The organism is Rhodomicrobium sp. R_RK_3 (assembly GCF_002198715.1).
GTDB lineage: Bacteria > Pseudomonadota > Alphaproteobacteria > Rhizobiales > Rhodomicrobiaceae > R-RK-3.
The window spans coordinates 32,054-57,969 of record NZ_MWLK01000036.1 but is presented as its reverse complement, the minus strand read 5'-3'; the positions used below and the strand labels follow the sequence as shown (position 1 = coordinate 57,969).

Below are 25,916 nucleotides of genomic sequence, written 5' to 3'. Positions count from 1 at the left end.
GCCCCGGCCGGCGCCAGGGCAGCACCGGGAATTAGTTTTCGAACTCGATATGCTTGTCGAAGATGATCGTGCCCTTCTCGTTACGCACGATGTTGTAGCCGTGCAGGCCGTCGCCGAACTCGTCGAAATTATACTCGCCCTCGGCGCCCTTGTAGCCCTTGGTGGCGATGATCGCCTCTCGGATCTTCTCCGGATCGGTGCTGCCGGCCTTGTTGATCGCGGCGCAGAGCACGCCGATGGCGTCGTAGGTCCAGGAGCCGAAATTGTCGGGCGAGACGCCGCCCGAGGCCGCCCGGTAGAGCTTGCCGAATTCGCGTGCCGCATCGCTGGATTCCTCGGCATAGTCGGCGACGCCATAGGTGCCGTAGAGCGCGGGGCCGGCGAGCTTGACGGCGGTTGCGACCGTGATCGAGGGCGAGCCGACCCAGGGAATGGTGACGCCGAGCTGGCGGAGCTGGCGGGCAAAGATCGCCAGATCGTTTTCGAAGGTGAAATAGGAGCCGATGATGTCGGCGCCGGACTGTTTGATGGCCAGCACGACGGGCGTGAAATCCTGGCTCTGGTTCGGATAGCCCTGGTCGATGGCGACTTTTGCGCCGATCTTGCCGAGCGCTTCCGTCAGCGCCTTCGAGCCGTTGGTGCCGAAGGCGTCGGTGGAATGCACGACGGCCCAGTTCTTCTTGCCCAGCGTCTCGGTGCCGAATGAGGCGATGACGCGGCCCGAATAGCTGTCATTCGGCCGGAAGCGGAACAGCCAGCGATTTCCCAGTTTCGTCAGCGCCGGATCGGTGCCGCCGAACATCATCGGCTTGCCGACCTTGATGAGGTCGGGCGTCATCGCGTGCACCTGGGTCGAGCGGATCGAGCCGAGGAAGGCGACGATGTCGGGCTGCGCGGCGAGTTTGGAGAAGGCGAGCACCGCGCCGGGATTGGTGGTCTGGTCGTCCTCGGTGATGATTTCGGCCTGTTTGGCGAGCACCCCGCCCGCCTTGTTGACGCGCTCCAGCGCGATCTTGGCGCCGGTCAGCGCGTATTTGCCGGATTCGGCGGCGGGGCCGGTGACGGGGATGACCATGCCGATCTTGATCGTCGCGCCTTGCGCATGTGCCGTTCTCAGTACGCCCGGCATGGCGACGCTTGCGGCAAGCGCAGCGGAAAACTGACGCCTCGTCAATTTCATGTATTCCTCCCAGAATTTAGGCCTCTTTGGACCTTTGAATGCACCATTAGATGGTGAAGTCGCGCCCATGTCCAGTCCCCGACGGACGGCGCAAGTCTAACCGCGCCGATCATCGGCGTTTTCAGCTCCAGGAAAACGGCAGGCGCGGCGCGGACCTTGCCCTCTTTTGTCCGACCAGAGTTCGGTCCATCCAGTCGAAAGTCACGTCCAGATTCGCCCACGAGGGGACTCGAGTAAAAAAATACGGCGGTCCCGGAGGATCGGTAGCGGCGCAAAAGGCGCTGAAATCGTAGGTTTTTTTCGCGATCCGGACCCATGGTCATCGGACCTCAGTCGGGTGGTACTTTTGGACGTTGGTGGGTTTTGCGGCAGGCGTAATTCCGTCAATTATAAGCTCGGACGTTGAATAACGATGGCCGGCGCCAGTCATTTTTTCTCGTTTGATTGATCGAGCCAAGCAACAGCCTGGGCGCGCTACCTGCCGCCGCCAGGGCCGGCAGATAGCCTTAAGGAGATTTCACGATGGTCAGTTACGTCAAACACGATCTCGATTTTATTCTCGCCCAGATCAAGATTGCCGAACAGAACGCCACCACTGAGGACGCCAACGGCAATCCCGTCGCCGGGACGCCCCTGTCCGAGCTGATCGACAATCCGCTGCTGCCCTACGGCCTGCGCACCGTGGACGGACGCAACAACAACATCATTCCCGGCCGCGAGGATTGGGGCGCCGCCGACGAACTCTTCCCCCGGCTGACCGATCCCGACTACCGCAACGAGCAGGACGGCGAGACCTTCGATCCCGACGGGCCCGGCCCCGCCGGCCCCATAACGAACACCGATTACGGGGCGCCCGGCAGCGTCGTCGATGGCAACCCGCGCACCATCTCCAACCTGATCGTCGATCAGACGCTAAACAATCCCGCCGCGATCCAGGCCGCGCTGAAATATGCCGAGATGACCGGCTCGATCACGCATGAGCAGTCCCTCGCCGGGCAGGCGGCGATCCTCGCCGTCTATGACACGGTCAAGGATGCGCTGGCCGCCGTGCAGAGTGCGCAGGCGGCGCAGACAGCGGCGACCGCCGCTCTCGCCAGCGCCAATGCGGCCCTCGCCGCCGCGCAGGCCGGAAACCCGGGCCTCGGCGCGACCATCGCCGCCTATCAGGCCGCCATCGATGCCACCGCTGAGACCGTAACGGCGGCGCAGCAGGCGGCATTGACCGCGTCGGCTTTGGCCACCGAACTCGTCGTCGGCGGGGTCGATGCGAATGACGCGGGCGCGCTCGCGGCAGCGGTAAACGCGTTGACAGCACTGCACGATGCAGCCACGGCGATCCTCACCGCGCTGCAGAGCGACGTTAACGTTCAGGCCGCCGACATCAGCAGCGCGCAGGCATTCATCTCCACGGTGGAAAGCCTGCAAGGGGCCATCGGGCTGATCAATACCGCCGACGGCGTTACCGCTCTCGAGGACAATTTCGCCAATCTCGTCGCCACCACCGCGCAGCAATTGATCGCGGACGCCGGTGACCTACAGGCGCAGCTCACCGATTCCCAGGAAGCTGTCCCCTCATCCGACCCGGCCATCGCCGCCGCTCTCGCCGCCGTCGCCGCCGCGCAGACCGATCTCGCCGAGGCCCAGACCGATCTGGCCGAAGCCACCACCGCAGCCGCAGAGGGCCAGGTGGCGCTCGACGAGGTGCTGGCGGAGTACAGCGTCGAGATCACCGGCAACGGCTCGCTGGTGATCCCGAACATCGCGCCGGACGAAGGCATCTCCGCCCCGTTCAACTCCTGGATGACGCTGTTCGGCCAGTTCTTCGACCACGGCCTCGACCTCGTCACCAAGGGCGGCAACGGCACCGTCTTCATTCCGCTGCAACCCGACGATCCGCTCTATGTCGAAGGCGGCAATTCGAACTTCATGGTGCTGACCCGCACCACGCCCTTCGCCGGACCCGGCGCCGACGGCATTGTCGGCACGGCCGACGACACGGTCGAGCAGCGCAACACCACCACCTCCTTCGTCGATCAGAACCAGACCTATACCTCGCACGCCTCGCATCAGGTCTTCCTGCGCGAATATGTGCTCGATGCGAATGGCAATCCGGTCGCGACGGGCCATCTGCTCGCCGGCGAGAATGGCGGCCTCGCCACCTGGGCCGACATCAAGGCCCAGGCGCGCGAAATGCTCGGCATCAATCTGACCGACGCCGATGTCGGCAACGTGCCGCTGCTGGCGACGGACGAATATGGCCGCTTCCTGCGCGGTCCGGAGGGCTTTGCCCAGGTCGTCGTCCGCACGGCGGGCGCTGACGGCATTGCCGGCAACGCCGATGACACCACCATCCTGGTGGAAGGCGATCCGACCGCCAATGGCGGCCTCGGCATCAACCTGACCCCTGCAGATCTCGGCGGCACCGTGGTCCGCACCGGCCATGCCTTCCTCGACGACATCGCCCATACCGCCGTGCCCGTCGTGGTGGGCGGCGTGCTGCAGGCGGACGCCGACGATATCGCAGGCAATGCCGTGCCGGTCGGCCCCGGCGGCAACAACCTGCAATATGACAACGAGCTGCTCGACGCCCATTACGTCGCCGGTGACGGCCGCGCCAATGAGAATTTCGGCCTGACCGCCGTCCATCACGTCTTCCATTCCGAGCACAATCGGCTCGTGGAGCACACCAAGGACGTGGTCATCCAGAGCGGCGATCTCAGCTTCATCAATGAGTGGCTGGCGACGCCGATCACCATCGACCAGATCCCGACCACGGCCGAGGGCATCGACGCGCTCGACTGGAATGGCGAGCGCCTGTTCCAGGCCGCCCGCTTCGGCACCGAGATGCAATATCAGCATCTCGTCTTCGAGGAGTTCGCCCGCAAGGTGAACCCGGCCGTCGACCTGTTCGTGTTCAACCCGACCATGGACGTCAATCCCTCGATCTTCGCCGAATTCGCCCATGTGGTTTACCGTTTCGGCCATTCGATGCTGACCGAGACCGTCGACCGCACCGGCTTCGACGGCCAGACCTCGGACGATGTCGGCCTGATCGAGGCGTTCCTCAATCCGCTCGGCTTCGACCAGTTCAACGGCGGCACGCTCACCGCCGATCAGGCCGCGGGCGCCATCATCCGCGGCATGACCAGCCAGACCGGCAACGAGATCGACGAATTCGTCACCGACGCGCTGCGCAACAACCTGCTCGGCCTGCCGCTCGATCTCGCCACCATTAACATGACCCGCGCGCGGGAAGCCGGCGTCCCCTCGCTGAACGAGGCGCGCGAGCAGTTCTACGAGATGACCCGGAGCGAATGGCTCCAGCCTTATACGGGCTGGGTGGACTTCGCCCAGCATCTGAAGAACCCGGCCTCGATCATCAACTTCATCGCGGCCTACGGCACGCATGAGACCATCACCAGCGCCACGACGCTCGAAGCCAAGCGCGACGCGGCGACTCTGCTCGTGCTCGGCGGCACTGGGGCTCCGGCGGACCGGCTCGATTTTCTGAACGGCACCGGCGCTTACAACAACGAGGATCTCGGCGGCCTCAACAATGTCGATCTCTGGATCGGCGGTCTCGCCGAGGCGATCCTGCCCTTCGGCGGCATGCTCGGCTCGACCTTCACCTTCGTCTTCGAAATGCAGATGGAGAACCTGCAGAACGGCGACCGACTCTATTACCTGTCGCGCACGCAGGGCCTGCATTTCATCACCGAGCTGGAGGCCAACACCTTTGCCCACCTCGTGCAGCTCAACACCGATCTGGGCGAGGAAGGCACCACGCATCTGCCCGGCCAGCTCTTCGACAGCATGGATTACATCTTCGAGGTCAACCAGGCGGTCCAGGTCGACTACAACCCGGACGACGCCACCAGCAAGGATCCCGACCATGACGATCCGGTGCTCGCGGCGCTGGAGGACAAGGTCGCGCGCGGCACCAATGTCACCATCGACGGCAATGTCTATCAGAACCTGCTGAAATTCACCGGCGGCGAGCATGTGGTGCTCGGCGGCACCGAGCAGTCCGATGCCCTCATCGGCGATCTCGGCGACGACACCTTCTGGGGCGACGGCGGCGACGACTACATCAATGGCGGCCATGGCGTGAACCATCTGCATGGCGGCGCGGGCGACGACATCATCCTCGATGGCGGCGACATCAGCTTCATCCATGGCGAGGAAGGCAATGACGCCATTTCCGGCGGCGCGGGCCTCGGCGAGCTGATCTTTGCCGGCGACGGCGACGATTTCGTCATCGCCGGCATCGACGGCAAGGAGGTTTTCGCGGGGCTCGGCAATGACTGGGTGTTCGGCAGCCCGGATGTCGACAATCTGATCGGCGGCGAGGGTGACGACTGGATCGAGGGCGGCGAGGGTTTCGACACCATCTCGGGTGAGAATTCGGAGCTGTTCTTCAACTCTACCATCATCGGCCATGACGTGATGTTCGCCGGCACCAACGAGCAGGATTTCGACGCCGAATCCGGCGACGACATCATGGTCCAGGGCGAAAGCGTGATGCGCAACGAAGGCATGTTCGGCTTCGACTGGGCGACCTTCCAGGACATGCAGCTCGATGCCTATGCCGATATGCGCATCCCGATCTTCACCACGGTGGAAGCCGACATCCTGCGCAACCGCTTCGACCGCACCGAGGCGCTGTCAGGCTGGGAGAATGATGACACGCTCATCGGCGACGACCGCATCGCGGGCGACGGCATCTTCGACCCCGGCGTGCCGCCCGGCGAAGGCGATTTCGACGGCGACGGGTTGGATCGCGCGGGTGTCGAGCGCATTTCGGGCCTGCGCGACGTGCTCGGCCTGACGGCTGCGGAACTTGCGGCCTTCGCGGCGACCGACATTGTCTTCGACGACGGCAATATCCTGCTCGGCGGCGGCGGCAGCGACACCATCCAGGGCAATGGCGGCGACGACATCATCGACGGCGATAAGTGGCTGAGCGTCCGCATCGGCATCTTCGACGGCAATACCGAGATCGGCACCGCCTCGCGCATGCAGAGCGACGTCGTCATCCACCCGGCCTTCCTCGCCACCTTCGGCGCCCTGAACGGCGTCTCGCTCGATGAGCTCATCTTCACCCGCCAGCTCAACACCAGCGATCTGCGGATCATGCGCGAAGTGCTGGATGGCGGTCAGGCTGGCGATGTCGATATCGCGGTGTTCCGGGGGCTGCGGCAGGAATACGACATCACCGAGAATGCGGACGGCACTTGGACCGTCGCCCATACGCGGGCGGCTCCCAATGGCGGCGCCGTCACCGACGCCACCGACACGCTGCGCAATATCGAGGTGCTGCAATTCGCCGACGGCATCGAGATCATTGGCGATATCGCCAACAGCCCGGCGACCGGCCAGCTCATCCTGCTCGACAGCACGCCCGGCACGCCGGCGGCGGTCGGCGACACCTTTACGGTGGATATCAGCGCCATCGTCGATGCGAACGGGGTGCCGCCACTCTCCGGCTTCACCATCACCTGGCAGGTCGAGCAAACGCCGGGCGTGGGCGACTGGGTGACCATCGAGGATCCGGTCGCGGACGACGTCGTCCCCAACGGCCCGACCTTCACGCCGACCACCGCCATGGAGCTCGAAGGGCTGCGCATCCGTGCGATCGCGACCTTCATCGACGGGCACGGCATCCCGGAAGTCGTTGTTTCCGCTCCGACCGTCGCGCTGGCGGCGCAGGCGGCGACCGTCGCCACCACCGGCGACGACATCCTGTTCGGCACGGCGGGCGCCGATGTCATCGACGCGCTGGCGGGTGACGACGAGGTGTTCGGCTTTGCCGGCAATGACACGCTGATCGGCGGCCCGGGTGCCGACCTGCTCGACGGCGGCGAGGGAGCCGACACGCTGAATGGCGGCGCGGGCGACGACGATCTGCTCGGCGGCGCGGGCGCGGATACTTTGAATGGCGGCGCGGGCAGCGACATCCTCGACGGCGGCGCGGGCAACGACACCGCCGTGTTCCAAGGCAATCTGGCCGACTTCACCTTCGAGGTGACGCCGACCGGCACGCTGGAACTGGTGCAGGGCGCCAATGAGGACGAGATCATCGACATCGAAAATCTCACCTTCAACGATGCCAGCATCACCCTCGCGGCGGCGCAGGACCTTGCCGGCGCCATCCGGCTGGGTGCGGCGACGACCTTCGAAGGCGGCGCGGCGGCCGAATTCGTCATCGGCGACGGTGCGAACGAGACCATAAATGGCAATGGCGGCGCCGACACGCTGTTCGGCAATGGCGGCCAGGACACGCTGAATGGCGGTGCCGGCGCCGATGTGCTGCTCGGCGGCGCGGGTGCCGACGAACTGAACGGCGATGCTGGGGCCGACTTCCTCAATGGCGAAGGCGGGGCCGATACGCTGAATGGCGGCGCGGGCGCCGACACGCTGCTCGGCGGCGACGGCATCGACGAACTGTTCGGCAATGCCGGAGCGGACACGCTCGATGGCGGCGCGGGCAATGACGAGCTGACCGGCGGCGCCGGCGTCGACACCTTCGTCTTCAGCGGCGTCTTCGGCACCGACATGATCCTCGATCTGGACGATGCCGGCGGCGGCCAGGACATCCTCGACCTGACGGCCTTCGACATGGCCTTCGAGAACCTCATCATCGTCAACGGCACCGATGGCGCGGAGATCACGGTCGGAACCTTTGGCACCATCGTCGTGGCGGGCGTGACGGCCAACAATCTCGGCGCGGACGACTTCGTGTTCTGAGGCGCGCGCCGGACGGAAGAGAACAAGGCGGGAGGGGCGAAGGCGCCTCTCCCGCCCTATGGCGTAAACGGGCTGGGTCCTAGCGGGGTTTTGCGACATGGCCGCCGAAATGAGTGAAGACGACCTGAAATTCCTGCTCGATCTTGTCGCCTCGGGCGATGTCCGGGAGCCGGACGGGCAAGGCAGCGCCGCTGCCGATCCCGACGAGGAGGATCAGGCGATCGAGGTCCACGCGCTGACCATGCTGCGAAATCAGCAACTCGCGGCGCTCTCGGCCGGCGTTCCGACGAGCGGGCCGGACGATCTCGTCGGTAGCGGCGGCAATGACGCGATCGACGGGCTGGGAGGCAATGACGCGATCCTGGGCGGAGGCGGCAATGACGAGCTGTTCGGCGGTGACGGCAATGACGATCTGAGCGGCGGCGAGGGCAATGATCTGCTCGACGGCGGCGCCGATCACGACCAGATTTTCGGCGATGCGGGCCACGATGAATTGCACGGCGGCAGCGGCAATGACGTGCTGCATGGCGGCGCGGGCAACGACGCGCTGCACGGCGGGACCGGCCATGACGAATTGTTCGGCGAGGCCGGGCATGATGAATTGCACGGCGATGCGGGCAACGACCATCTCTCCGCCGGCGCGGGCGACGACGAGTTGCAGGGCGGCGCCGGCGACGACGAACTGGATGGCGGCGAGGGTGAAGATACTGCCGTTTTCTCAGGCGCGCGTGCCGACTATGATGTGACCACACACCAAGACGGCACCACCACCGTCAGCCACCGCAATGGCGGCGCTGATGGCACCGACGTCTTCACCGCCATCGAGCAATTGCAGTTCTCCGACCAGGCCATCGTCGTGCCGCCACTGGTTCCGAGCGATGAAGAGCCCGGCGACAATTCCGCGCCGACGGTCACCGCCATCGGCAACCAGACCGCCCATCCGGGCGCGCAATTCTCGTTCAGCGCGGCAAGCCATTTCGCCGACCCTGATGCGGGCGACACGCTGCGCTACAGCATCAGCGGTCCGTCCTGGCTGTCGATCAACCCCGTGACGGGCGTCGTCACCGGCACGCCGCCGACGCGCACCGTCTCGCACGCGCTGACGGCCGCTGGGGATGGCGGCTATGTGCTGCCCGCGTCGGGCGTGGTGCAAATCGCCGCCCAGACTTTTGCCGGCGAGGCCGCCTATCATTCGAGCTTTGGCTACTACCTCGCCGGCGCGGACGGCAAGCCGATTGGCGGCGCAGTCATCGAGAACAACGTCAAGACGCTCGGTCCCAAAACCACCACCATCGATCTCGACGACTACCCCGGCGCTGTGAAACTGGGCTTCTTCATCATCCCCGACAGCGCCCATAAGAACGGCTCGCTCGGCGACGGACAGGCGCTGACCTTCCAGCTCGTCAATGGAAGCTGGGCCGCCTATGCCAATGGCGTCAAGCTGAATGGCGAGGGCGCCAGCATCTATTTCAGCGACGCGGGCCTGAATGGGGACGGGCTCGACCACCTCAGGGACAACGGCAATAGCGGCAACCAGAATTGGGAAGATCTGCGCGGTGGCGGCGACAATGATTTCGACGACACCAATGTCGCGGTCACCGTCTCGACCATCGAAACCCTCTCCGCCGGCGGCGGCGGGCAGGTCACCATCACGGCGACCGATCGCGGCGGTCTGACGGCGCAGACCAGCTTCCAGCTCGATGTCGCGCCGCCACTTCCCGGTCAGGCGCATATCGAGGACGACACGCCCGGCAACGGCTCGCTGACACTCGGCCAGGACCAGCCGCTGAACGTGCAGGTCGTCTATAATCATGAGGGCGTGGCGGAGCTGCGCTATCAGTGGCAGTCCTCGGCGGACGGGCAGAACTGGTCGGCCATTCCGGGCGCCACCAATGCGCGCTACACCCCGCGCGCCTCCGACACCGGCAACATGCTGCGCGTTGCGCTGACCTATATTTTCATCGACGCCGCCTTCGCCGCGCAGACCACCTATTCCGAGGCGACCGAACATGTGCCGCCGCCGCCGGAGAGCGAAAACACCACGACGGTCGCGCCGCCTACGGATGATATCGGCGGCGGCAATGGGGGCGACGGCGTCGATACCGCGCATGGCGGCCAGACCGGCGACACGCCGGACGACACGCCGCCGCCCACAGACAACGGCGGCGGCGGCAATAACGGCCCGGCTCCAGAGCTCCCCATCGACACTCACGTTGTCCAGGGCGATGGCGGCGACAATCATCTGACCGGCAGCAGCGGCTCGGATGCGGTCTATGCCGGGGACGGCAACGATGTCGTCTATACGGGCAAAGCCGCGGACATCCTGCATGGCGGCGAAGGCAATGACTGGCTCTATGGCGGCCGGGGCAACGACACGGTGTTCGGCGAGGGCGGCGACGATCATCTGTTCGGCGGCCAGGGCAATGACACGCTGTATGGCGGGACCGGCAACGACCATCTCTACGGCGGCAGGGGCGATGATCTGCTCGCGGGCGGCGTGGGCGACGACACGCTGGCGGGCGATCAGGGCAATGACGTCCTCGACGGCGGCGACGGCAACGACACCGAAGACGGCGGCAGCGGCGACGATACGCTGTCGGGTGGCGCCGGTAATGACGCGCTTACCGGCGGCCACGGCCACGACACGCTGGACGGCGGCGACGGCCATGATGCCCTCGACGGCGGCAGCGGCAATGACACATTGGCTGGCGGCGCGGGTGACGACACGCTGAGCGGCGGCTCCGGCGTGGACACCTTATCCGGCGGCACGGGCGACGACGTGCTCAGCGGCGGTTCGGGCAATGACAGCCTGGATGGCGGGGACGGCAAGGACACGCTCGACGGCGGGTCCGGCGCCGATGCGCTGGCGGGCGGCGCGGGCCAGGATGCGCTCAGCGGCGGCGATGGCGGCGACCTCATCAAGGGCAATGCGGATAGCGACACGCTCTATGGCGGCAGCGGCAATGACGCGCTGTCGGGCGGCTCCGGCGACGATACGCTGACCGGCGGTGACGGCTCGGACATCCTCGCGGGCGGCGCGGATGCCGACACCCTCTATGGCGGCGACGGCAGCGACGCGCTTAGCGGCGGCACCGGCGACGACACGCTCTATGGCGGCGGCGGCGACGACACCATTCTCGGCGGCGTCGGCAATGACATCCTCTATGGCGGCGACGGCCAGGATCGCTTCGTTTATCGCTGGGGCGACGGCGACGATTCCATCATGGATTTCGAGGACGACTACGATCACCTCGATTTCGATGGCGACGATCTCACCTATGCCGTCAGCCAGACCAGCTATGGCCGCGACTACACCTTCAACGATGGTCACAGGCTCTCGGTCCACAGCAATCGCGGCCATGGCTCGGGCGACAACGATTCCGACAATAGCGGCTCGGGGAACAGCGGCTCCGGCAATGGCGGCGAGGACCAGAGCGGCCATGGCTCCGGCTTCGACGATGAGTTCGACTATGACGATTTCGGCAGCCAGGGTTTTGCGGGCGACGATGCCGGCGACTGGACGGACCTGATCGCCTCGGGCGTCATCGATCCGTACGCGCCGGACGTCCCGCAGGACGTCCATTACACAACGACGCTTACGGAATGGGCGGACGATCAGGGGCTGCATTCGCTGCTCGGCGTTAACAGCATCGCCGTCGGGCCGGAAGATTACAGCCTGCTCTATTGAGGGCGGGTCGCCGCGGAGGGCGCACGGCGGCCGTGGCGGGACGTGCATGGAGGCGCGGACGGATCGGGCAGGCGAGTTGGGGTTGGGGGCCGGCGCCGCGTGCCGATCGCTCCCGTTTCTGGATTCGCAAAGCGTGTTTTGACATGATGGCAGGATTGCCCATAGGATTATCGTCGCTGACTAAAGTCTGTGCGGCAGCCAATTGACTCTGTTGCTTCAAGTGTGTTAGTAAAATGCGGAATAAATTGAGCAACGAACTGCGGGAAACCGTCTACGCTGCCCGTTTCATTTTCCTGTCGGTTGCCATTTTTAGTTTTTTTCTGAATTTATTGATGCTTGTGTCGCCGTTCTACATGCTGCAGGTGTATGATCGCGTTCTCACCTCCGGCAGCAAGGACACGCTCTACGTTCTCTCCATTCTTGCCGTCGGGCTGCTCGCCATCAGCGCACTGCTGGAATGGATTCGCGGGCGCATCCTGGTGCGGCTCGGCGCGCGGCTCGACCGGCATGTAACGCATGACCTCTTCGCGGCGCTGATCGAGGACCGCATCGCCACGCGCCGCAGCACCGGCAGCCAGCCGATCCGCGATCTTGAATCGGTGCGCGGCTTCCTGACCGGGCCGGGCCTGCTCGCCTTCTTCGACGCGCCCTGGGTGCCGCTGTTCCTGGGGCTGATCTTCCTGTTTCATCCGGTGCTCGGCATCGTCGCCTGCGTCGGCGCGGCGATCCTGTTCGGGCTGGCGATCCTGTCGGAATTCATGACGCGCGCGCCCTGGCAGCGGGCGAGCAGCGAATCCTTGCAGGCTCACCGCTTCGCGGAAGCCTCGCTGCGCAATGCGGATGTGATCTGGGCGCTCGGCATGCTCGGCGACCTGCGCCGCCGCTGGCAGGAAAAGCATCTCTCCGCCCTCGCCTATTCCGGCGCCGCGACCGACCAGCTCGGCACCTTCTCCGCCATCGCCAAATTCGTGCGGCCGCTGTTGCAAACCGCGATGCTCGGCTTCGGCGCCTATCTCGTCATCGACCAGGCCATCAGCGCCGGCGTGATGATCGCCTCATCCATCGTCATGGGCCGCGCGCTGGCCCCGGTCGAGGCCTCGATCACCCACTGGCGCTCGTTCATTTCGGCACGATCCGCGTATGGGCGCCTCAGCAAGCTGCTGGTCGAATATGATATCAACCGCCAGCGCATGAAGCTGCCCGCGCCGAAAGGCAAGGTCAGCGTCGAGGGCATGACCCTGGTTCCGCCCGGCGCCAACAAGCCCGCGCTCATCAACATCACCTTCCAGCTCATGCCCGGCGAATTGCTCGGCGTGGTCGGCCCGAGCGCGGCGGGCAAATCCAGCCTCGCGCGCGGGCTGATGGGGATCTGGGCGCCCAAGGTCGGCCATGTCCGGCTTGACGGCGCCGACATGGCGGAATGGGACCGCAAGGATCTCGGCCGCCATCTCGGCTATCTGCCGCAGGATGTCGAGCTGTTCGACGGCACGGTCGCCGAAAACATCGCCCGCTTCGAGGATCTGGTGCCGGAGGCGGTCAATCAAGCCGCCCAGATCGCCAATGCGCATGACATGATCCTGCATCTGCCGGAGGGCTACGACACCCAGATCGGCGAAGGCGGCTGCGTGCTGTCGGGCGGCCAGCGCCAGCGCATCGGCCTTGCCCGTGCCATCTATGGGCTCCCGTGCTTCATCGTGCTCGACGAGCCGAACGCCAATCTCGACGCCGAGGGCGAGGCGGCGCTGCGCGTGACGCTGAAGAAGCTCAAGGAGCTGAAGAAGACGGTCGTCATCATCTCGCATAAGCGCTCGACGCTGGCCGACACCGACAAGCTGCTGGTGCTGGACGGCGGCCGCGTGAAGAGCTTCGGCGCCCAGGCCGATGTGCTGCAGCAATTGTGGAAGCCGCAAGTGGTCGCCAACCAGCCGCCGGGAGCGGCGCCCGCGCCTGCACCTGCAGCACCCGCCGCGAGCGTGACCGTACAGGCCGCGCCGATGATGAAGAAAGCCGAAGCCGGAGCGAAGAAATGAAGGCTCCCAACAAGCGCCCGACCATCCCGCCCCAGGTCACGGTCAAGACCAATGCCCGGCCCTGGATCCTGTTCGGCATGTTCTGGATCGTGCTGATCTTCGTCGGTTTCGGCAGTTGGGCGGCGACGGCCTCGCTCTCCAGCGCCGTCATCGCGCAGGGCACGATCATGGTCGATAGCAAGCGCAAGACGCTCCAGCATCTGGAAGGCGGCATCGTCGAGCAATTGATGGTGCGCGACGGCGATGTCGTGAATGCGGGCGATGTGCTGGTGAAGCTCGACCCGGTCCGCTCGCGCTCGATGCTGGCCATCGTCTCCAGCTCTCTGGTGAAGGAGCTGGCGGGCGAGGCGCGCCTCATCGCCGAGCGCGACGGCTCGCAGACCATCACCTACCCGGCTGAACTGACCGGTGACAATGAGACACCGGAAACCCGGCTGGTGATCGCCAGCCAGAACGCCATTTTCGAAGCCCGCCGCGCCTCGCTCCAGGGCGAGATCGCCATTCTCGAGCAGCGCGTCTCCCAGCTCGATGAACAGATCAGCGGCATGAAATCCCAGCGCGCTTCAAAACAGCGCCAGATGGAGTTCATCGAGGAAGAGCTGAAGGGCCTGCGCCAGCTCATGTCGCTCGGCCAGACCACCAAGCCGCGCATCCTGGCGCTGGAGCGCTCCGCCGCCGCACTGCAGGGCGAGGAAGGCGAGCTGCTGTCGAACATCGCCCGCACCGGCACGGCGGTCGGCGAAACCAAGCTGCAGATCATCCAGCGCCAGCAGGAATTCCAGAAGACGGTCACCGAGGAATTGGAGACCACGCAATCGAAGCTGCGCGACCTGCAGGAGCGGGCCGTCGCCGCGCGCGATGTGCTGAAGCGCATCAACATCACCGCGCCCGTAGGCGGCACGGTGGTGAACATGGTGGCGCATACCGTCGGCGCGGTCATCAAGCCCGGCGAGACCATCCTCGAGATCGTGCCCGACAAGGACAGCTTGATCGCGGAAGTCATCATCCGCCCGCAGGACATCGACAATGTGACGCTCGACCAGACTGCGGCGGTGCGCCTGCTCGCCTTCAAGCAACGCACCACGCCGCTGCTGCATGGCGCCGTAAGCTATGTCTCGGCCGACGCGCTGGAGAATCCGGCGACGCGCCAGCAATATTTCCTCGCCCGCATCGAAGTGCCCGATGACGAGATCGCCAAGCTCGGCAAGCTGAAGCTGACGCCCGGCATGCAGGTCGAGGTGATGATCCGCACCGGCGACCGCACGGCCTTCCAATATCTGGTGCAGCCGATGGTCGACAGCTTCAACCGCGCCTGGCGCGAGGAATAGGCGCGCCCGTACAAGCGGCGCGAGGGACAAACGAGGAGGATGAGATGGCCGAAAACAGCATTGCCGGAAACACCCCGGTGCGCCCGTTCAGAGCGGTGCCGCCGCGCCAGATTTCCGGACAGCGGATGCAGGCGCTAATCCGCTCGGCGGCCTTTGGCGACATGGTGACGATCCTGATGCGCGCGCCCAAGCACAAGGCGCTGTCGCTGGACGCGCTGCGGGTCTTCGTGCTGCCAGCGCTGCTGCACGATCAATATATGATCGCCCGCGCCCGCCGGCAGCAGAATGGCGGCACCTTCGCGGCGGGCCTCGCCATGTGGGCGAGCGTTTCGGACGCGATCGACAAGCGGCTCCGCGCCAACCCGCAACAGCCGCTCCGCCTAACCTATGAGGAATGGAAGAGCGGCCCCCACCTCTGGCTCGTCGATCTGGTGGCGCCCGCCGCGCTGGCCGGCTCCATCCTTCACGATCTCGACGCCAAGGTCGGCAAGGGGCAGCCGATCACCGCCCAGATCGCCGTCCCCGGCGGCGGCGGCGCGACGCTGACGACGGTGAAGGATTTGATGGCGGGCCTGAAGAAGGAACCGGCTGCGACCGGCTGAAGCGAGCGGTCTGCGCGCGCCGGGGGCATCTTCGCCAAAAATGCCAAAGGCTTGGGCATTTTGAACAAGACAATCCCACGACGCGCCGAGACTATCCATAATCAGACCTTGGTACTCGACCATTGGATGTGGTGCATCCGGCTGACTTGCCTCACTATACTGAGGGGACACAAATCCCATCTTGAGAGAGGTATGGCGCGTGTCGGAATTCGACCGCCCGCATCCGGCTGCTGGCCGCGCAGAGCTGCAGCGCCGCTTCATTTTATTCCTGGTCGTGCTGTTCGTCACAGCGTTCTGGGCTGCCGTTGTCCATTTCGGAGGGCAGGCTGTTGGCGTCCCTATCCCGCCCGGCTGGCTGGTCGGTTTCGTTGGCGCAATCGTCCTCGTGCTGCTCGTGGGTCTTGGAATGGCGGCGATGGTTGCGGATGGGGACACGCAGGTCCAGGATCTGCGGCAACGGCCCCATCCGCTGCCCATCGCTATTACTCTCCAGCCGCCTCAAACCCCCTGGCGTCCGATAGAAAAAATTGTGCTAATTCCCACGGAACAAATGGAACGGCCGGACGTTTAGCTGCGAATGTCCGTCTCATATCGAGGCGCGCATGTCCGCAACCGGCACGATGGTCTGACGTTTATCGGACCAAGGGACGTTTCCGACGACCAGCGGTATTGGTATAGTCGCGAGCGGGGGAGCGGGAAGCCAAGGTAGCGGAGTTCACATGCGCAGTGACAAGTCGCCCCCCGAGGATTCGCCGCTCAGAGTGGGGCCTGATATTAATGCCTTGCGCGACATTCCCACAGGCGCACGCGAAGAGGTGATCCGCATCGCAATTGTGGACGATCACCCTATCATGCGGGATGGCCTCGTGTATACATTTCAGCGGGAGCCGCGCTTCGAGGTCGTCGCCCAAGGCGGCACCGGCGCGGAGGCAATACAGATCGCCGAAATGCTGCTCCCGGATCTCATCCTGCTCGACATCAACATGCCCGGCGACGGCGTCGAGGCGGCGCGCAAGATCTCGCGCTCCTGCCCGGCGGTGCGCATCATCATGCTGACGGCGCATGATGGCGAGCAGCATGTCGTCGACGCGCTGCGCGGGGGCGCCAGCGGCTATGTCGTCAAGGGCGTCTCCTCGGATGAGCTTTTGAAGACGGCGCAGGCGGTCTACAGCGGCGAGGCCTATGTCTCGCCGGGCCTCGCGGCCAAGCTGCTCGGCACGCGCGGCACTCACATGGTGCCCGGCGCCTTCACGAAGACCTTCGTCGATCTGACCACTCGGGAAGAGCAGATCCTGCGCTTCGTCTGCGAAGGCCAGAGCAACAAGGAAATCGGGGAAAATATCGGTCTGACCGAAAAGACCGTGAAGCACTACATGACCAACATTCTGCAAAAGCTGCATGCCAGGAACCGCGTCGAAGCCGCGCTGATCGCGCGGGAACGACTTGGGTCCTACGGGGCCTGAGCGGCGGTCATAACCCCTCTCCCGTCGGAGAGGGGCTTTGCTGCGGATTGGGTTAGGTTCGGGTTCGGTTTTGCCTGCGGCCCGCCTACGCCGTCGAGCGGTTCATCCGGTTCTCGATCAGGTCCTTCACCACCGCCGGCTCCGCCAGAGTCGACGTATCGCCGAGATTGCTGAAATCGTCCTCGGCGATCTTGCGTAGAATGCGGCGCATGATCTTTCCTGAGCGCGTCTTCGGCAGGCCGGGGGCGAACTGGATCAGGTCCGGCGCGGCGATCGGACCGATCTCTTTACGCACCCAGTCCCGCAATTCGCGGCGGAGCTCCTCGGTCGGCTCGACGCCCGCCATCAGCGTGACATAGACATAGATGCCCTGCCCCTTGATGTTGTGCGGATAGCCGACGCAGGCGGCCTCGGCCACCTTCGGATGCGCGACCAGCGCTGACTCCACTTCCGCCGTGCCCATGCGATGGCCGGACACGTTGATCACGTCATCGACGCGGCCGGTGATCCAGTAATAGCCATCCGCGTCGCGGCGGCAGCCGTCGCCGGTGAAGTACATGTTCTTATAGGCGGAAAAATAGGTCTGCACGAAGCGCTCATGATCGCGGAACACCGTGCGCATCTGCCCCGGCCAGCTATCGGTGATGACCAGATTGCCGGAGCCGGCGCCCTCGATGATGTTGCCCTCCGCATCGACCAGCGCCGGCTTGATGCCGAAGAAGGGCTTGGTCGCCGACCCCGCCTTCAGCGGAATGGCGCCCGGCAGCGGCGTGATCAGAATGCCGCCGGTCTCCGTCTGCCACCAGGTGTCGACGATCGGGCAGCGCTTGTCGCCGACCACATTGTAATACCACTCCCAGGCTTCCGGATTGATCGGCTCGCCGACGGAGCCGAGCAGCCGGAGCGACTTGCGGCTGGTCTTGGTGACATTTCCGTCGCCGCCGCCCATCAGCGCTCGTAGAGCCGTCGGTGCGGTGTAGAAGGTGTTCACCTGGTGCTTGTCGATCACCTCCCAGAAGCGGGAGGCGGTCGGATAGTTCGGCACGCCCTCGAACACCAGCGTCGTCGCGCCGTTCGCCAGCGGTCCGTAGACGATATAGCTGTGCCCGGTGACCCAGCCGACATCGGCCGTGCACCAATAGATGTCGCCGTCCTTATAGTTGAAGACGTAATGATGCGTCATCGCGGCATAGACGAGATAGCCGCCGGAGGTGTGCAGCACGCCTTTCGGCTTGCCGGTCGAGCCGGAGGTATAGAGGATGAACAGGGGATCCTCGGCGCTGATCTCTTCCGGCGGGCAGTCGCCCGGCACGCCGCTGGCCTCCTCATGATACCAATGGTCCCGCCCGCTGACCCAGCCGATCGGCGCGTTGGTGCGCTTCACCACCAGCACCTTCTCGACGGACGGGCATTTCTCCACGGCGATGTCGGTGTTTTCCTTGAGTGGGATTTTCCGGCCGCCGCGCACGCCCTCGTCGGCGGTGATGACGATGTTGCTGTCGCAGTCCTGGATGCGGTTGGCGAGGCTGTCCGGGGAGAAGCCGCCGAACACCACCGAATGCACCGCGCCGATCCGCGCGCATGCGAGCATCGCATAGACCGCCTCGGGGATCATCGGCATGTAGATGGTGATGCGGTCGCCCTTCTTGGCGCCCAGCGCTTTCAGCACATTGGCGAAACGGCAGACATGATCGTAGAGCTGCCGGTAGGTGACCTTGAGGTCCATGTCCGGCTCGTCGCCTTCCCACAGGATCGCCACCTGATCGCCGCGCGTCTCAAGATGCCGGTCGACGCAGTTCACGCTGACGTTCAGCGTGCCGTCCTCGAACCATTTGATCGAGACGTTGTCGGGCGCGAAGCTCGTATTCTTGACCTTGCTGAAAGGCTTGATCCAGTCGATGCGCTTGGCCTGCTCGCCCCAGAAAGCGTCCGGATTCGCGGTGCTGGCCTCATACATCTCGTAATATTTGGTGCTGTCGACAAAGGCCGTACGCTGCCATTCGTCGGGAACGGCATACACCTTGGCGTCGGACATGAAATCCTCCCTGTGCATTGGTTGCGCGCATTATGTCGGCCCCACCCGCAACCCGCAAGCTGACCTTCGTCGAAAATGCCGAATGCGACGGGTGGCCCTCGCGAGGGATGCGTCCAAGCAATTTGGGTAGGCGCAGCTATATTGCTGTGACAGAATGGTCAGATTGGCGCCACGTTTCGGCCGGCAAGGGCGGGGTGAAAGCGCTCGACGAGAAGCGCCGAACGGCGTTTCCGGCGAAAGCCGATATGGGCTTTGAGGCAACGCGGCGGGGTCCGAAGACGGCGAAAATGTCGATCCGAGCGACGGTCCGCCTCACCGTTCCGGAACATTTGAACGCAGAATCTCCCAAACGGTATACGATCCATGATTCAATTGTAAACCCATTGTCGCCGTGCTAGCGTCTTATGCTATAAGGATTTTCTAAGCCTGTGCTTTGGGTTGGCGGTTAAAGCTGTGCGGGTAAATTAACCCATTTGGCGAAATCGGTCAGCCTGCAATTTATATTGCTCTCGATGATTTCGCGTAAATTTTTGCGGGGGACGGCATGACTAAATACCGGGGTCGATCTTGAATCCAAAGCTTCTGCAAAGCGCGAAAACGATCACGGCCCGTATCGACTTCAAATCAAAATGAGGCCGCAGGTCTTAAGAATTATCGCACTATCGGCGGCCCGACGCGCCGCTTGGCTGAGGTTCTGACGAAAGTAAGGTGTATACTGATGAAACCTTTCGATGGCCAAGACGATCTCAACACGAAAAACGTGCCCGAGCTGATCAAGCATCTTTGGGAAGTCTACATGCAGATGTCGCTCGACCCGGCGCTCCGGGCCAGCGCTGATCACATCAAGCAGGCGGCGCTGACCTTGGAGCATACGAGGCGGCTGGCGCTCGAAATCAGCCAGGAAACGCCGCGCGCGGGGGCCTCGGGCAAGCGGCGGGCACGGCAATTGACGCGGGAAGACGCCGGCTTGGACTGGCTTCGCGTCGCGAAAGCCGGCTCCCCGTCCAAGCATTAGCCGGATATCACAGCTTTTTTTTCGGTGCCTCGCGCTCCCAACCGGCAGGTGTCAGCGAGGATTTCCGCGCGGCCATCGCGGCGCGATCAACTGCATTTGGAAAAGCCGCAGTCCCGGCATTGCAGGCAACCCTCGCTGTAGTGCAGCGCGGCCGAGCCGCAGCGCGGACAATATTTTGCGCCGCTTGCTCCCATCACGGCCATCTTCCGCGCCGGCTGCATCGTATCTTCGGTGCCCTCCGCCTGCAGGAATCCGCTGCTCAGCATGTGCTGCTCGATGATGGCGCCGATCGCCGCGAGCAGGCTCGGCACGTAGCGCCCGCCCATCCATTGTCCGCCGCGCGGATCGAACACCGCCTTTAGTTCCTCGACGACGAAGGAGACGTCGCCGCCACGCCGGAATACCGCGCTGATCATCCGCGTCAGAGCAACGGTCCAGGCGTAGTGCTCGAGGTTCTTCGAGTTGATGAAAATCTCGAAGGGCCGCCGCCGACCGTCCTGCACGATGTCGTTGATGGTGACATAGATGGCGTGGTCGCTATCGGCCCATTTCAACTTATAGGTGTTTCCCGCCAGGACCGGATCGCGCTCCAGCGGCTTGGCCATATAGACGACATCGGCGGAGCCGCCGCCGCCATCCGCCCGCAGCAATGCGGCGGCCGGCGCCGACGCCTGTTCGACGGGTGCCGCATCCGGCTTGACCGCCAGCACGCTGCCGGTGATGGCGTTCGGCCTGTAGGCGGTGCAGCCTTTCAGCTCCAGCTGGAAGGCATCGCGGTAGAGCTCTTTGAACGCCTCGAAGCTCAGATCCTCCGGGCAATTCACGGTCTTGGAGATCGAGGCATCGACATGGCGCTGCAGCGCGGCCTGCATCCGCAGGTGATCGGCGGGGGTCAGGGCGCCGGTGGCGACGAAATAATCCGGCAGCGGGGCGCTCGGCCCGAATGTCCGGCGGAACTGCGCATAGGCGTAATCCTCGACGCCCTCCTCGCGCGTCGAGCCGTCGGCGGCGAGGATGCGGCGATCATAGGTGAAGTCGAAGACCGGCTCGATGCCGCTCGACACATTGCCTGCGAGCAGCGAGATCGTCCCGGTCGGCGCGATGGAGGTCAAGAGGCCGTTGCGCAGGCCATGCGCGTCGATCAGCGCTTTGGTTTCGGCATCAAGCCGAGCATAGCTCGTGCCCTCGGCGAAGCGGGCGGCGTCATAAAGCGGAAAGGCGCCCTTCTCGGCGGCAAGTTGCGCGCTCGCCCGATAGGCGGCGGCCTCGATCAGCGCCATCCAGCGTTCGGCGAGAGCCGCCGCCTCCGCCGATCCATAACGCTGCCGGCAGAAGATCAGCGCGTCGGCTAGCCCGGTGACACCGAGGCCAAGGCGGCGTTTGGCTTGCGCCTCGCGCCGCTGCGCCTCTAGGGGGAAATTCGAGACATCAACGACATTGTCGAGGAAGCGGATGGCGACCGCCACAAGCTCCGCCAGCCGCGCCTCGTCGAGCGCCGCCGCGTCGGTAAACGGGTCGCGCACCAGCCGCGCCAGATTGATCGACCCCAGCAGGCAGGCGCCGTAGGGCGGCAAGGGCTGCTCGCCGCACGGATTGGTGGCGTGGATGGTCTCGCAGTAGCGCAGATTATTTTCGCGGTTGACGCGATCGATGAAGATCACGCCGGGCTCGGCGAACTCATAGGCCGAGCGCATGATCTTGTCCCATAGCGCGCGCGCCGGCAGCGTCCGGTAGACCTTGCCGCCGAATGCCAGCTCCCACGGCGCGTCCTGCTCGACCGCCTGCATGAAGGCGTCGCTGACCAGCACCGACAGGTTGAAATTGCGCAGGCGCGCCGGATCGGACTTGGCCTCGATGAAGGCTTCGATGTCAGGGTGGTCGCAGGCGAGCGTCGCCATCATGGCGCCGCGCCGGGAACCCGCCGACATGATGGTGCGGCACATGGCGTCCCAGACATCCATGAAGCTGACCGGACCGGACGCGTCCGCGCCGACGCCGTGGACTAACGCGCCTTTCGGGCGGAGCGTCGAGAAGTCGTGGCCGATGCCGCCGCCCTGCTGCATGGTCAGCGCGGCTTCCTTCACATTCTCGAAGATCGAGGCCATGTCGTCCTCGATCGCGCCCATCACGAAGCAGTTAAACAGCGTCACGCTGCGCCCGGTGCCCGCGCCCGACAGGATGCGTCCGGCGGGCAGGAATTCGAAAGAGGAGAGGGCGTCGTAGAAGCGCGCTTCGGTTTCGGCTCGCAATGGCTCGGCCTCGGCCGCCGCGACCGCGCGCGCGACACGCCGCCAGCTCGCCTCGACCGAAGCTTCCGCCGGACCGTCCGGCGACGTGAAGCGGTATTTCTGCTCCCAGATCTGCCGGGAGATGGAAGGAAGCTGATCGAGGGACATCGCGTATCCAACATGAAATCAAGAACGCGGTTCCAGGCCGTAGCCGGGAGCGCCTAATGTTCTTGTTTTGTACTCTGTTGTCAAGGGGGCGTGTTTCGCACCCCCGCTATGCCACTAGATATGGGGATAACCAGTAGAAATGCCACCTGGAGCAGCCGATTTTGGCGGCACGAACGCCGTCTCGCTATAAGGTATCGAGTCGAAGATCGGGCGAAAAAGCACCGTCAGAGGCGGCCCTCATCGCTCGCCTCGGCTGCGCTCTTGCGCGCGGCAAGTTCGGCGGCGTAGGGAGCGACCAGTCGCGCGGTGGCGGTCTCGATGCGATCCTCGAGCAGCGCCCGGAAATCGCGGCGCGGCACGCCCGGAGGAATGGCGGGCAGGAACTCGACCACGATGGTGCCCGGGCGGCGCCAAATGCTCCGACGCGGCCAGAACACGCCGGAATTCAGCGCGACGGGCACGCATGGAAGCTTGAGCTGCTCATACAGCATGACGACGCCCGGCATATAAGCGCCCGGCGCACCCGGAGCCCGCCGCGTGCCCTCCGGAAAGATCACCACATCGCGCCCCTCGCCGGCCCGCTTCGCCGCCTCGCGCACCATCTGGCGAAGCGCCGCGGGCCCCAGTTCGCGGGCAATCGGGATCATCTCGAACTTGCGGCAGAACCAGCCGTAGATCGGCAGAGAGAGCAGCTCCTTTTTCATGACCATCGCCGGGTCGCGCGTCAGGGGAATGAGGCCGAACGTGTCCCAGGCCGATTGATGCTTCGAGGCGATCAGAGCCGGTCCGGCGGGCAGATTCTCGCGGCCCCGCACTTCGAGCCCGGTTCCGACGATGACCCGCATCCACCAGATCGACACGCGCGCGTGCGCTTCCAGCGCCGCCATCGCCCAGCGGCGGGGGCCGAGCAGCAGCGGCAGCGAAAAGATCAGGAAAACCGCGATATTGACGTAGAAGACGACCGCGAAGATCAGCGAACGCAGCATGGTGCTAGCTGCTCGCCATGTTGAGGCATTGCCGCGTTCCGCCGAACAGCCCGCGATTGCGGCCGATCTCGATGGCCATGCAGCGGCCCAGGGCGGGGACGAATTTCACATATTCCATGGCGAGGAATTGCAGCGTGCCCGGATGCGCCCACCAGCTATCGGTATGCAGATTTCGTGGTTGCACCGGATAGGGGATCAACTCGACATCCGGCAGGGCGCGGCGCAGCTCTGCGATGCTGCGCGGCATGTGATAGCTCGCCGTCACCACGATCAGCGACCGGAAGCCGCGCTTCTTCACCCAGCTCCGCGTCTCATTGGCGTTGCCGATCGTGTCGCGGGCGACCTTGTCCACGTCGATGCAGCAGCGGAACCATTTCCGGCTGTCCGGCATCAGGCTCGACAGCTCGGTGCGGGTGGTGACGGGATTGACGCCTGAGATCAGCAGCCGGCGCCCCTTGCCCTGCGCCAGCAGCTTGATGGCTTCGGGAATGCGCGCCTCGCCGCCGGTCAACACGACGATGGCGTCGCCCGCCCGCACATTGGCGACGGGCTGGTCGTGGATGAGGCACGAGAACAGCAGGAAACCGATGCCGGCCAGCAGCAGCACAGCCGCGCCTGCGAGGCATGCAATCTTAAACCATGAGATGAAGCGGTTCTGCGGTGTTACGCGAACCGGAAATTCTCGCGCGCCTTCCATGCCCGCGACATTGTAGGTTTTTTCCGCTTTTGAAAATGCCATTTCCCGCATGAAGAGGCGATCCCAACCGCATGTCCGCGAGTATGGTTTATTGGTTCTGCGCGTTCAAAATACGACGAACGCCGTAGCGCGAGGTGAGAAGGCAGATCATGGCGATGGCGAAGACGACGATCAGCAGGCTGGCATAGCCGAGCGCGTCGAGCCGCCCCGTGCCGACCAGCCGGCGGATCTCGGCATGGGTCGCCGCGCCGCTCAGATATTCGGTCAGGATCGGCAGGAACATGAACACCGCGCCCGCCGCGAGCGCGCCGACGATCCCCGCCCTTATCCCCAGCTTCAAGAAGTGGCGCTCGAACTGTCGGGCGATGAAGCGCTCCTCCGCGCCGACGAAATTCAGCACTTCCACGATCTCGCGGTTCGAAGCGATGGCGCTGCGGGCCGCGGAGACGATGATGGCGACGGTCGCCGCCGCCATCAGAATGATGACCGCGACGCCGCCGAGCGCCAGCGAGCCGGTGACGCGGCGGATCTGCTGCTGCCAGCCGCGATGGTCGTCGAGGGCGGCGCTGGGAAATTTATTCGTCAGCACGGTTTTGAGCGTCGCCAGATCGGGGGCGGGATCGCGCTCGACCTGCACTGTGATCAGGCGCGGCAGGGGCAGTTCCTTCACCGCCGAAATCTGGCCCAGCCAAGGCTCGACCAACTCGGCCGACTGGTCGAGCGTCAGCAGGGAAACGTTGCGCACGCCGTTCTGGCCGGTCAGGAATTTGACGATCTCCTGCGACTTTTTCTCCGTGTCCTCCTGCGTGCCCTCGGGCTTGACCTGCACCGTGACTTCGCTCGAGACGTCCCGCAGCCAGTCATTGGCGGACTGGTTGATCATGTAGACCGCACCCGCCGTCAGGCAGGCGAGGAAGCCCATGATGGCGATCACCAGCACGAGCGACCGGCCGGTCACCGAGCCGGGCGGTACGATCGGCGCCTTGCCGGGCGAAAAGCGGCGCTTGGGCTGTTCGGGCTGCATGACGGCGGGGAGGCGGCGGTCGAGCGCTTGGTTGTTCATCGTGTCAGCCTTGGATATGCATCCGGCCATGCTCCAGCATCAGCCGTGGCGCAGCGAATTGCGTCATCAGCTGATAATCATGCGTGGCAATGATGACGGATGTCCCAAGCCGGTTCAATTCGATGAAAAGGCGTAGGAGCCGGCGCGCCATCTGCGGGTCGACGTTGCCGGTCGGCTCGTCGGCGAGCAGGAGCTCGGGCTTGCCGATCACCGCCCGCGCAATGGCGGCGCGCTGCTTCTCACCGCCCGACAGAACCGGCGGATAGGCGTGCATCCGCTCGCCCAGCCCCACCCATTTCAACAGCTCCGTCACATCCTCGGCATATTCGGATTGCCGCTTGCCATGCACGCGCAAGGGAAGTGCCACATTCTCCCACGTCGTCATATGGTCGAGAAGGCGGAAATCCTGGAACACGATGCCGATGCGCTGGCGCAGCTCGGCGCGCTGCTCGGGGGGCGAGCGCGTCACATTCTTGCCGAAGATGTAGGCGAGCCCACGGCTCGGCTTCAGAGATAGGAACAACATTTTGAGCAGGGACGTCTTGCCTGCGCCCGATGAACCGGTCAAGAAGTGGAACGATCCGGGCAGCAGGTGAAAGCTCACGTCGCGCAGGACTTCCTGACCGAGGCCGTAACGGAGTCCCACATTTTCGAATCTGATCACGCCCGCTCCTGCACAAGCTTAA

Annotated in this window: 15 protein-coding genes; 8 read left to right on the top strand and 7 right to left on the bottom strand. The window is 64.6% G+C overall.

Annotated elements, in window-relative coordinates; genetic code table 11:
- Window positions 1-31 precede the first annotated feature (31 nt).
- Entirely contained in the window at window positions 32-1,180 is a 1,149-nt protein-coding gene (locus BLEFHOIH_RS21980) for an ABC transporter substrate-binding protein (protein WP_088348189.1), read from the bottom strand.
- 522 nt (window positions 1,181-1,702) lie between these two features.
- On the opposite strand from BLEFHOIH_RS21980, the gene BLEFHOIH_RS21975 reads away from it, so the two are divergent.
- From BLEFHOIH_RS21975 to BLEFHOIH_RS21945, 7 genes are all read left to right on the top strand, one after another.
- On the top strand, window positions 1,703-7,927 hold the full coding sequence (locus BLEFHOIH_RS21975; protein ID WP_088348188.1) for a peroxidase family protein: 6,225 nt from the start codon (window positions 1,703-1,705) through the stop codon (window positions 7,925-7,927).
- Window positions 7,928-8,036: 109 nt separating this feature from the next.
- Window positions 8,037-11,615: a putative Ig domain-containing protein gene (locus tag BLEFHOIH_RS27435; RefSeq protein ID WP_170937325.1), complete on the top strand. Its 3,579-nt coding sequence runs from the start codon at window positions 8,037-8,039 to the stop codon at window positions 11,613-11,615.
- Between the two features lie 233 nt (window positions 11,616-11,848).
- Window positions 11,849-13,645 (top strand): type I secretion system permease/ATPase, encoded by a 1,797-nt coding sequence (locus BLEFHOIH_RS21965; RefSeq protein WP_088348186.1) that lies wholly within the window; start codon window positions 11,849-11,851, stop codon window positions 13,643-13,645.
- On the top strand, window positions 13,642-14,973 hold the full coding sequence (locus BLEFHOIH_RS21960; protein WP_210191742.1) for an HlyD family type I secretion periplasmic adaptor subunit: 1,332 nt from the start codon (window positions 13,642-13,644) through the stop codon (window positions 14,971-14,973). Before BLEFHOIH_RS21965 ends, BLEFHOIH_RS21960 begins: the two co-directional genes overlap by 4 nt.
- A 44-nt stretch (window positions 14,974-15,017) precedes the next feature.
- On the top strand, window positions 15,018-15,575 hold the full coding sequence (locus BLEFHOIH_RS21955) for a toxin-activating lysine-acyltransferase (RefSeq protein WP_088348185.1): 558 nt from the start codon (window positions 15,018-15,020) through the stop codon (window positions 15,573-15,575).
- Window positions 15,576-15,774: 199 nt separating this feature from the next.
- Window positions 15,775-16,146: a hypothetical protein gene (locus tag BLEFHOIH_RS21950; protein WP_125461859.1), complete on the top strand. Its 372-nt coding sequence runs from the start codon at window positions 15,775-15,777 to the stop codon at window positions 16,144-16,146.
- A gap of 148 nt (window positions 16,147-16,294) precedes the next feature.
- The gene (locus BLEFHOIH_RS21945; RefSeq protein ID WP_088348183.1) at window positions 16,295-17,038 is read left to right on the top strand and encodes a response regulator transcription factor; all 744 of its coding nucleotides are present in this window, start codon (window positions 16,295-16,297) and stop codon (window positions 17,036-17,038) included.
- Between the two features lie 85 nt (window positions 17,039-17,123).
- Here the strand turns inward: BLEFHOIH_RS21945 and acs are convergent, their stop codons facing one another.
- Window positions 17,124-19,073 carry an acetate--CoA ligase gene (gene acs / locus BLEFHOIH_RS21940; protein WP_088348468.1) on the bottom strand — a complete coding sequence of 650 codons (1,950 nt, stop codon included), beginning with the start codon at window positions 19,071-19,073 and terminating at the stop codon, window positions 17,124-17,126.
- Between the two features lie 718 nt (window positions 19,074-19,791).
- Between acs and BLEFHOIH_RS21935 the strand changes: the two genes are divergently transcribed.
- Window positions 19,792-20,088 (top strand): hypothetical protein, encoded by a 297-nt coding sequence (locus BLEFHOIH_RS21935; RefSeq protein WP_088348182.1) that lies wholly within the window; start codon window positions 19,792-19,794, stop codon window positions 20,086-20,088.
- Window positions 20,089-20,174: 86 nt separating this feature from the next.
- Here BLEFHOIH_RS21935 and BLEFHOIH_RS21930 read toward each other — a convergent pair whose 3' ends face one another.
- The 5 genes from BLEFHOIH_RS21930 to ftsE all read right to left on the bottom strand — a co-directional run bounded on the left by BLEFHOIH_RS21930 (window position 20,175) and on the right by ftsE (window position 25,894).
- A complete protein-coding gene (locus tag BLEFHOIH_RS21930) occupies window positions 20,175-22,484 on the bottom strand; it encodes an adenosylcobalamin-dependent ribonucleoside-diphosphate reductase (protein ID WP_088348181.1) in 2,310 nt (769 codons plus the stop codon).
- 224 nt (window positions 22,485-22,708) lie between these two features.
- Complete coding sequence (locus BLEFHOIH_RS21925) at window positions 22,709-23,470, bottom strand: lysophospholipid acyltransferase family protein (protein ID WP_088348180.1); 762 nt, start codon at window positions 23,468-23,470, stop codon at window positions 22,709-22,711.
- Between the two features lie 4 nt (window positions 23,471-23,474).
- Window positions 23,475-24,209 (bottom strand): YdcF family protein, encoded by a 735-nt coding sequence (locus BLEFHOIH_RS21920; protein WP_170937324.1) that lies wholly within the window; start codon window positions 24,207-24,209, stop codon window positions 23,475-23,477.
- A gap of 46 nt (window positions 24,210-24,255) precedes the next feature.
- On the bottom strand, window positions 24,256-25,230 hold the full coding sequence (locus BLEFHOIH_RS21915) for an ABC transporter permease (RefSeq protein ID WP_125461858.1): 975 nt from the start codon (window positions 25,228-25,230) through the stop codon (window positions 24,256-24,258).
- Window positions 25,231-25,234: 4 nt separating this feature from the next.
- On the bottom strand, window positions 25,235-25,894 hold the full coding sequence (gene ftsE, locus BLEFHOIH_RS21910; protein ID WP_088348177.1) for a cell division ATP-binding protein FtsE: 660 nt from the start codon (window positions 25,892-25,894) through the stop codon (window positions 25,235-25,237).
- Between the last annotated feature and the right edge of the window lie 22 nt (window positions 25,895-25,916).

What these genes read in the sequence shown, in the direction of transcription:
- BLEFHOIH_RS21920 (WP_170937324.1), bottom strand. Translation starts at nt 24,209, where the DNA reads ATGGCATTTTCAAAAGCGGAAAAAACCTACAATGTCGCGGGCATGGAA.
- BLEFHOIH_RS21945 (WP_088348183.1), top strand. Translation starts at nt 16,295, where the DNA reads ATGCGCAGTGACAAGTCGCCCCCCGAGGATTCGCCGCTCAGAGTGGGG.
- BLEFHOIH_RS21915 (WP_125461858.1), bottom strand. Translation starts at nt 25,230, where the DNA reads ATGAACAACCAAGCGCTCGACCGCCGCCTCCCCGCCGTCATGCAGCCC.
- BLEFHOIH_RS21925 (WP_088348180.1), bottom strand. Translation starts at nt 23,470, where the DNA reads ATGCTGCGTTCGCTGATCTTCGCGGTCGTCTTCTACGTCAATATCGCG.
- BLEFHOIH_RS21955 (WP_088348185.1), top strand. Translation starts at nt 15,018, where the DNA reads ATGGCCGAAAACAGCATTGCCGGAAACACCCCGGTGCGCCCGTTCAGA.
- BLEFHOIH_RS21930 (WP_088348181.1), bottom strand. Translation starts at nt 22,484, where the DNA reads ATGTCCCTCGATCAGCTTCCTTCCATCTCCCGGCAGATCTGGGAGCAG.
- BLEFHOIH_RS21965 (WP_088348186.1), top strand. Translation starts at nt 11,849, where the DNA reads ATGCGGAATAAATTGAGCAACGAACTGCGGGAAACCGTCTACGCTGCC.
- BLEFHOIH_RS21975 (WP_088348188.1), top strand. Translation starts at nt 1,703, where the DNA reads ATGGTCAGTTACGTCAAACACGATCTCGATTTTATTCTCGCCCAGATC.
- BLEFHOIH_RS21960 (WP_210191742.1), top strand. Translation starts at nt 13,642, where the DNA reads ATGAAGGCTCCCAACAAGCGCCCGACCATCCCGCCCCAGGTCACGGTC.
- BLEFHOIH_RS27435 (WP_170937325.1), top strand. Translation starts at nt 8,037, where the DNA reads ATGAGTGAAGACGACCTGAAATTCCTGCTCGATCTTGTCGCCTCGGGC.
- BLEFHOIH_RS21980 (WP_088348189.1), bottom strand. Translation starts at nt 1,180, where the DNA reads ATGAAATTGACGAGGCGTCAGTTTTCCGCTGCGCTTGCCGCAAGCGTC.
- acs (WP_088348468.1), bottom strand. Translation starts at nt 19,073, where the DNA reads ATGTCCGACGCCAAGGTGTATGCCGTTCCCGACGAATGGCAGCGTACG.
- BLEFHOIH_RS21935 (WP_088348182.1), top strand. Translation starts at nt 19,792, where the DNA reads ATGAAACCTTTCGATGGCCAAGACGATCTCAACACGAAAAACGTGCCC.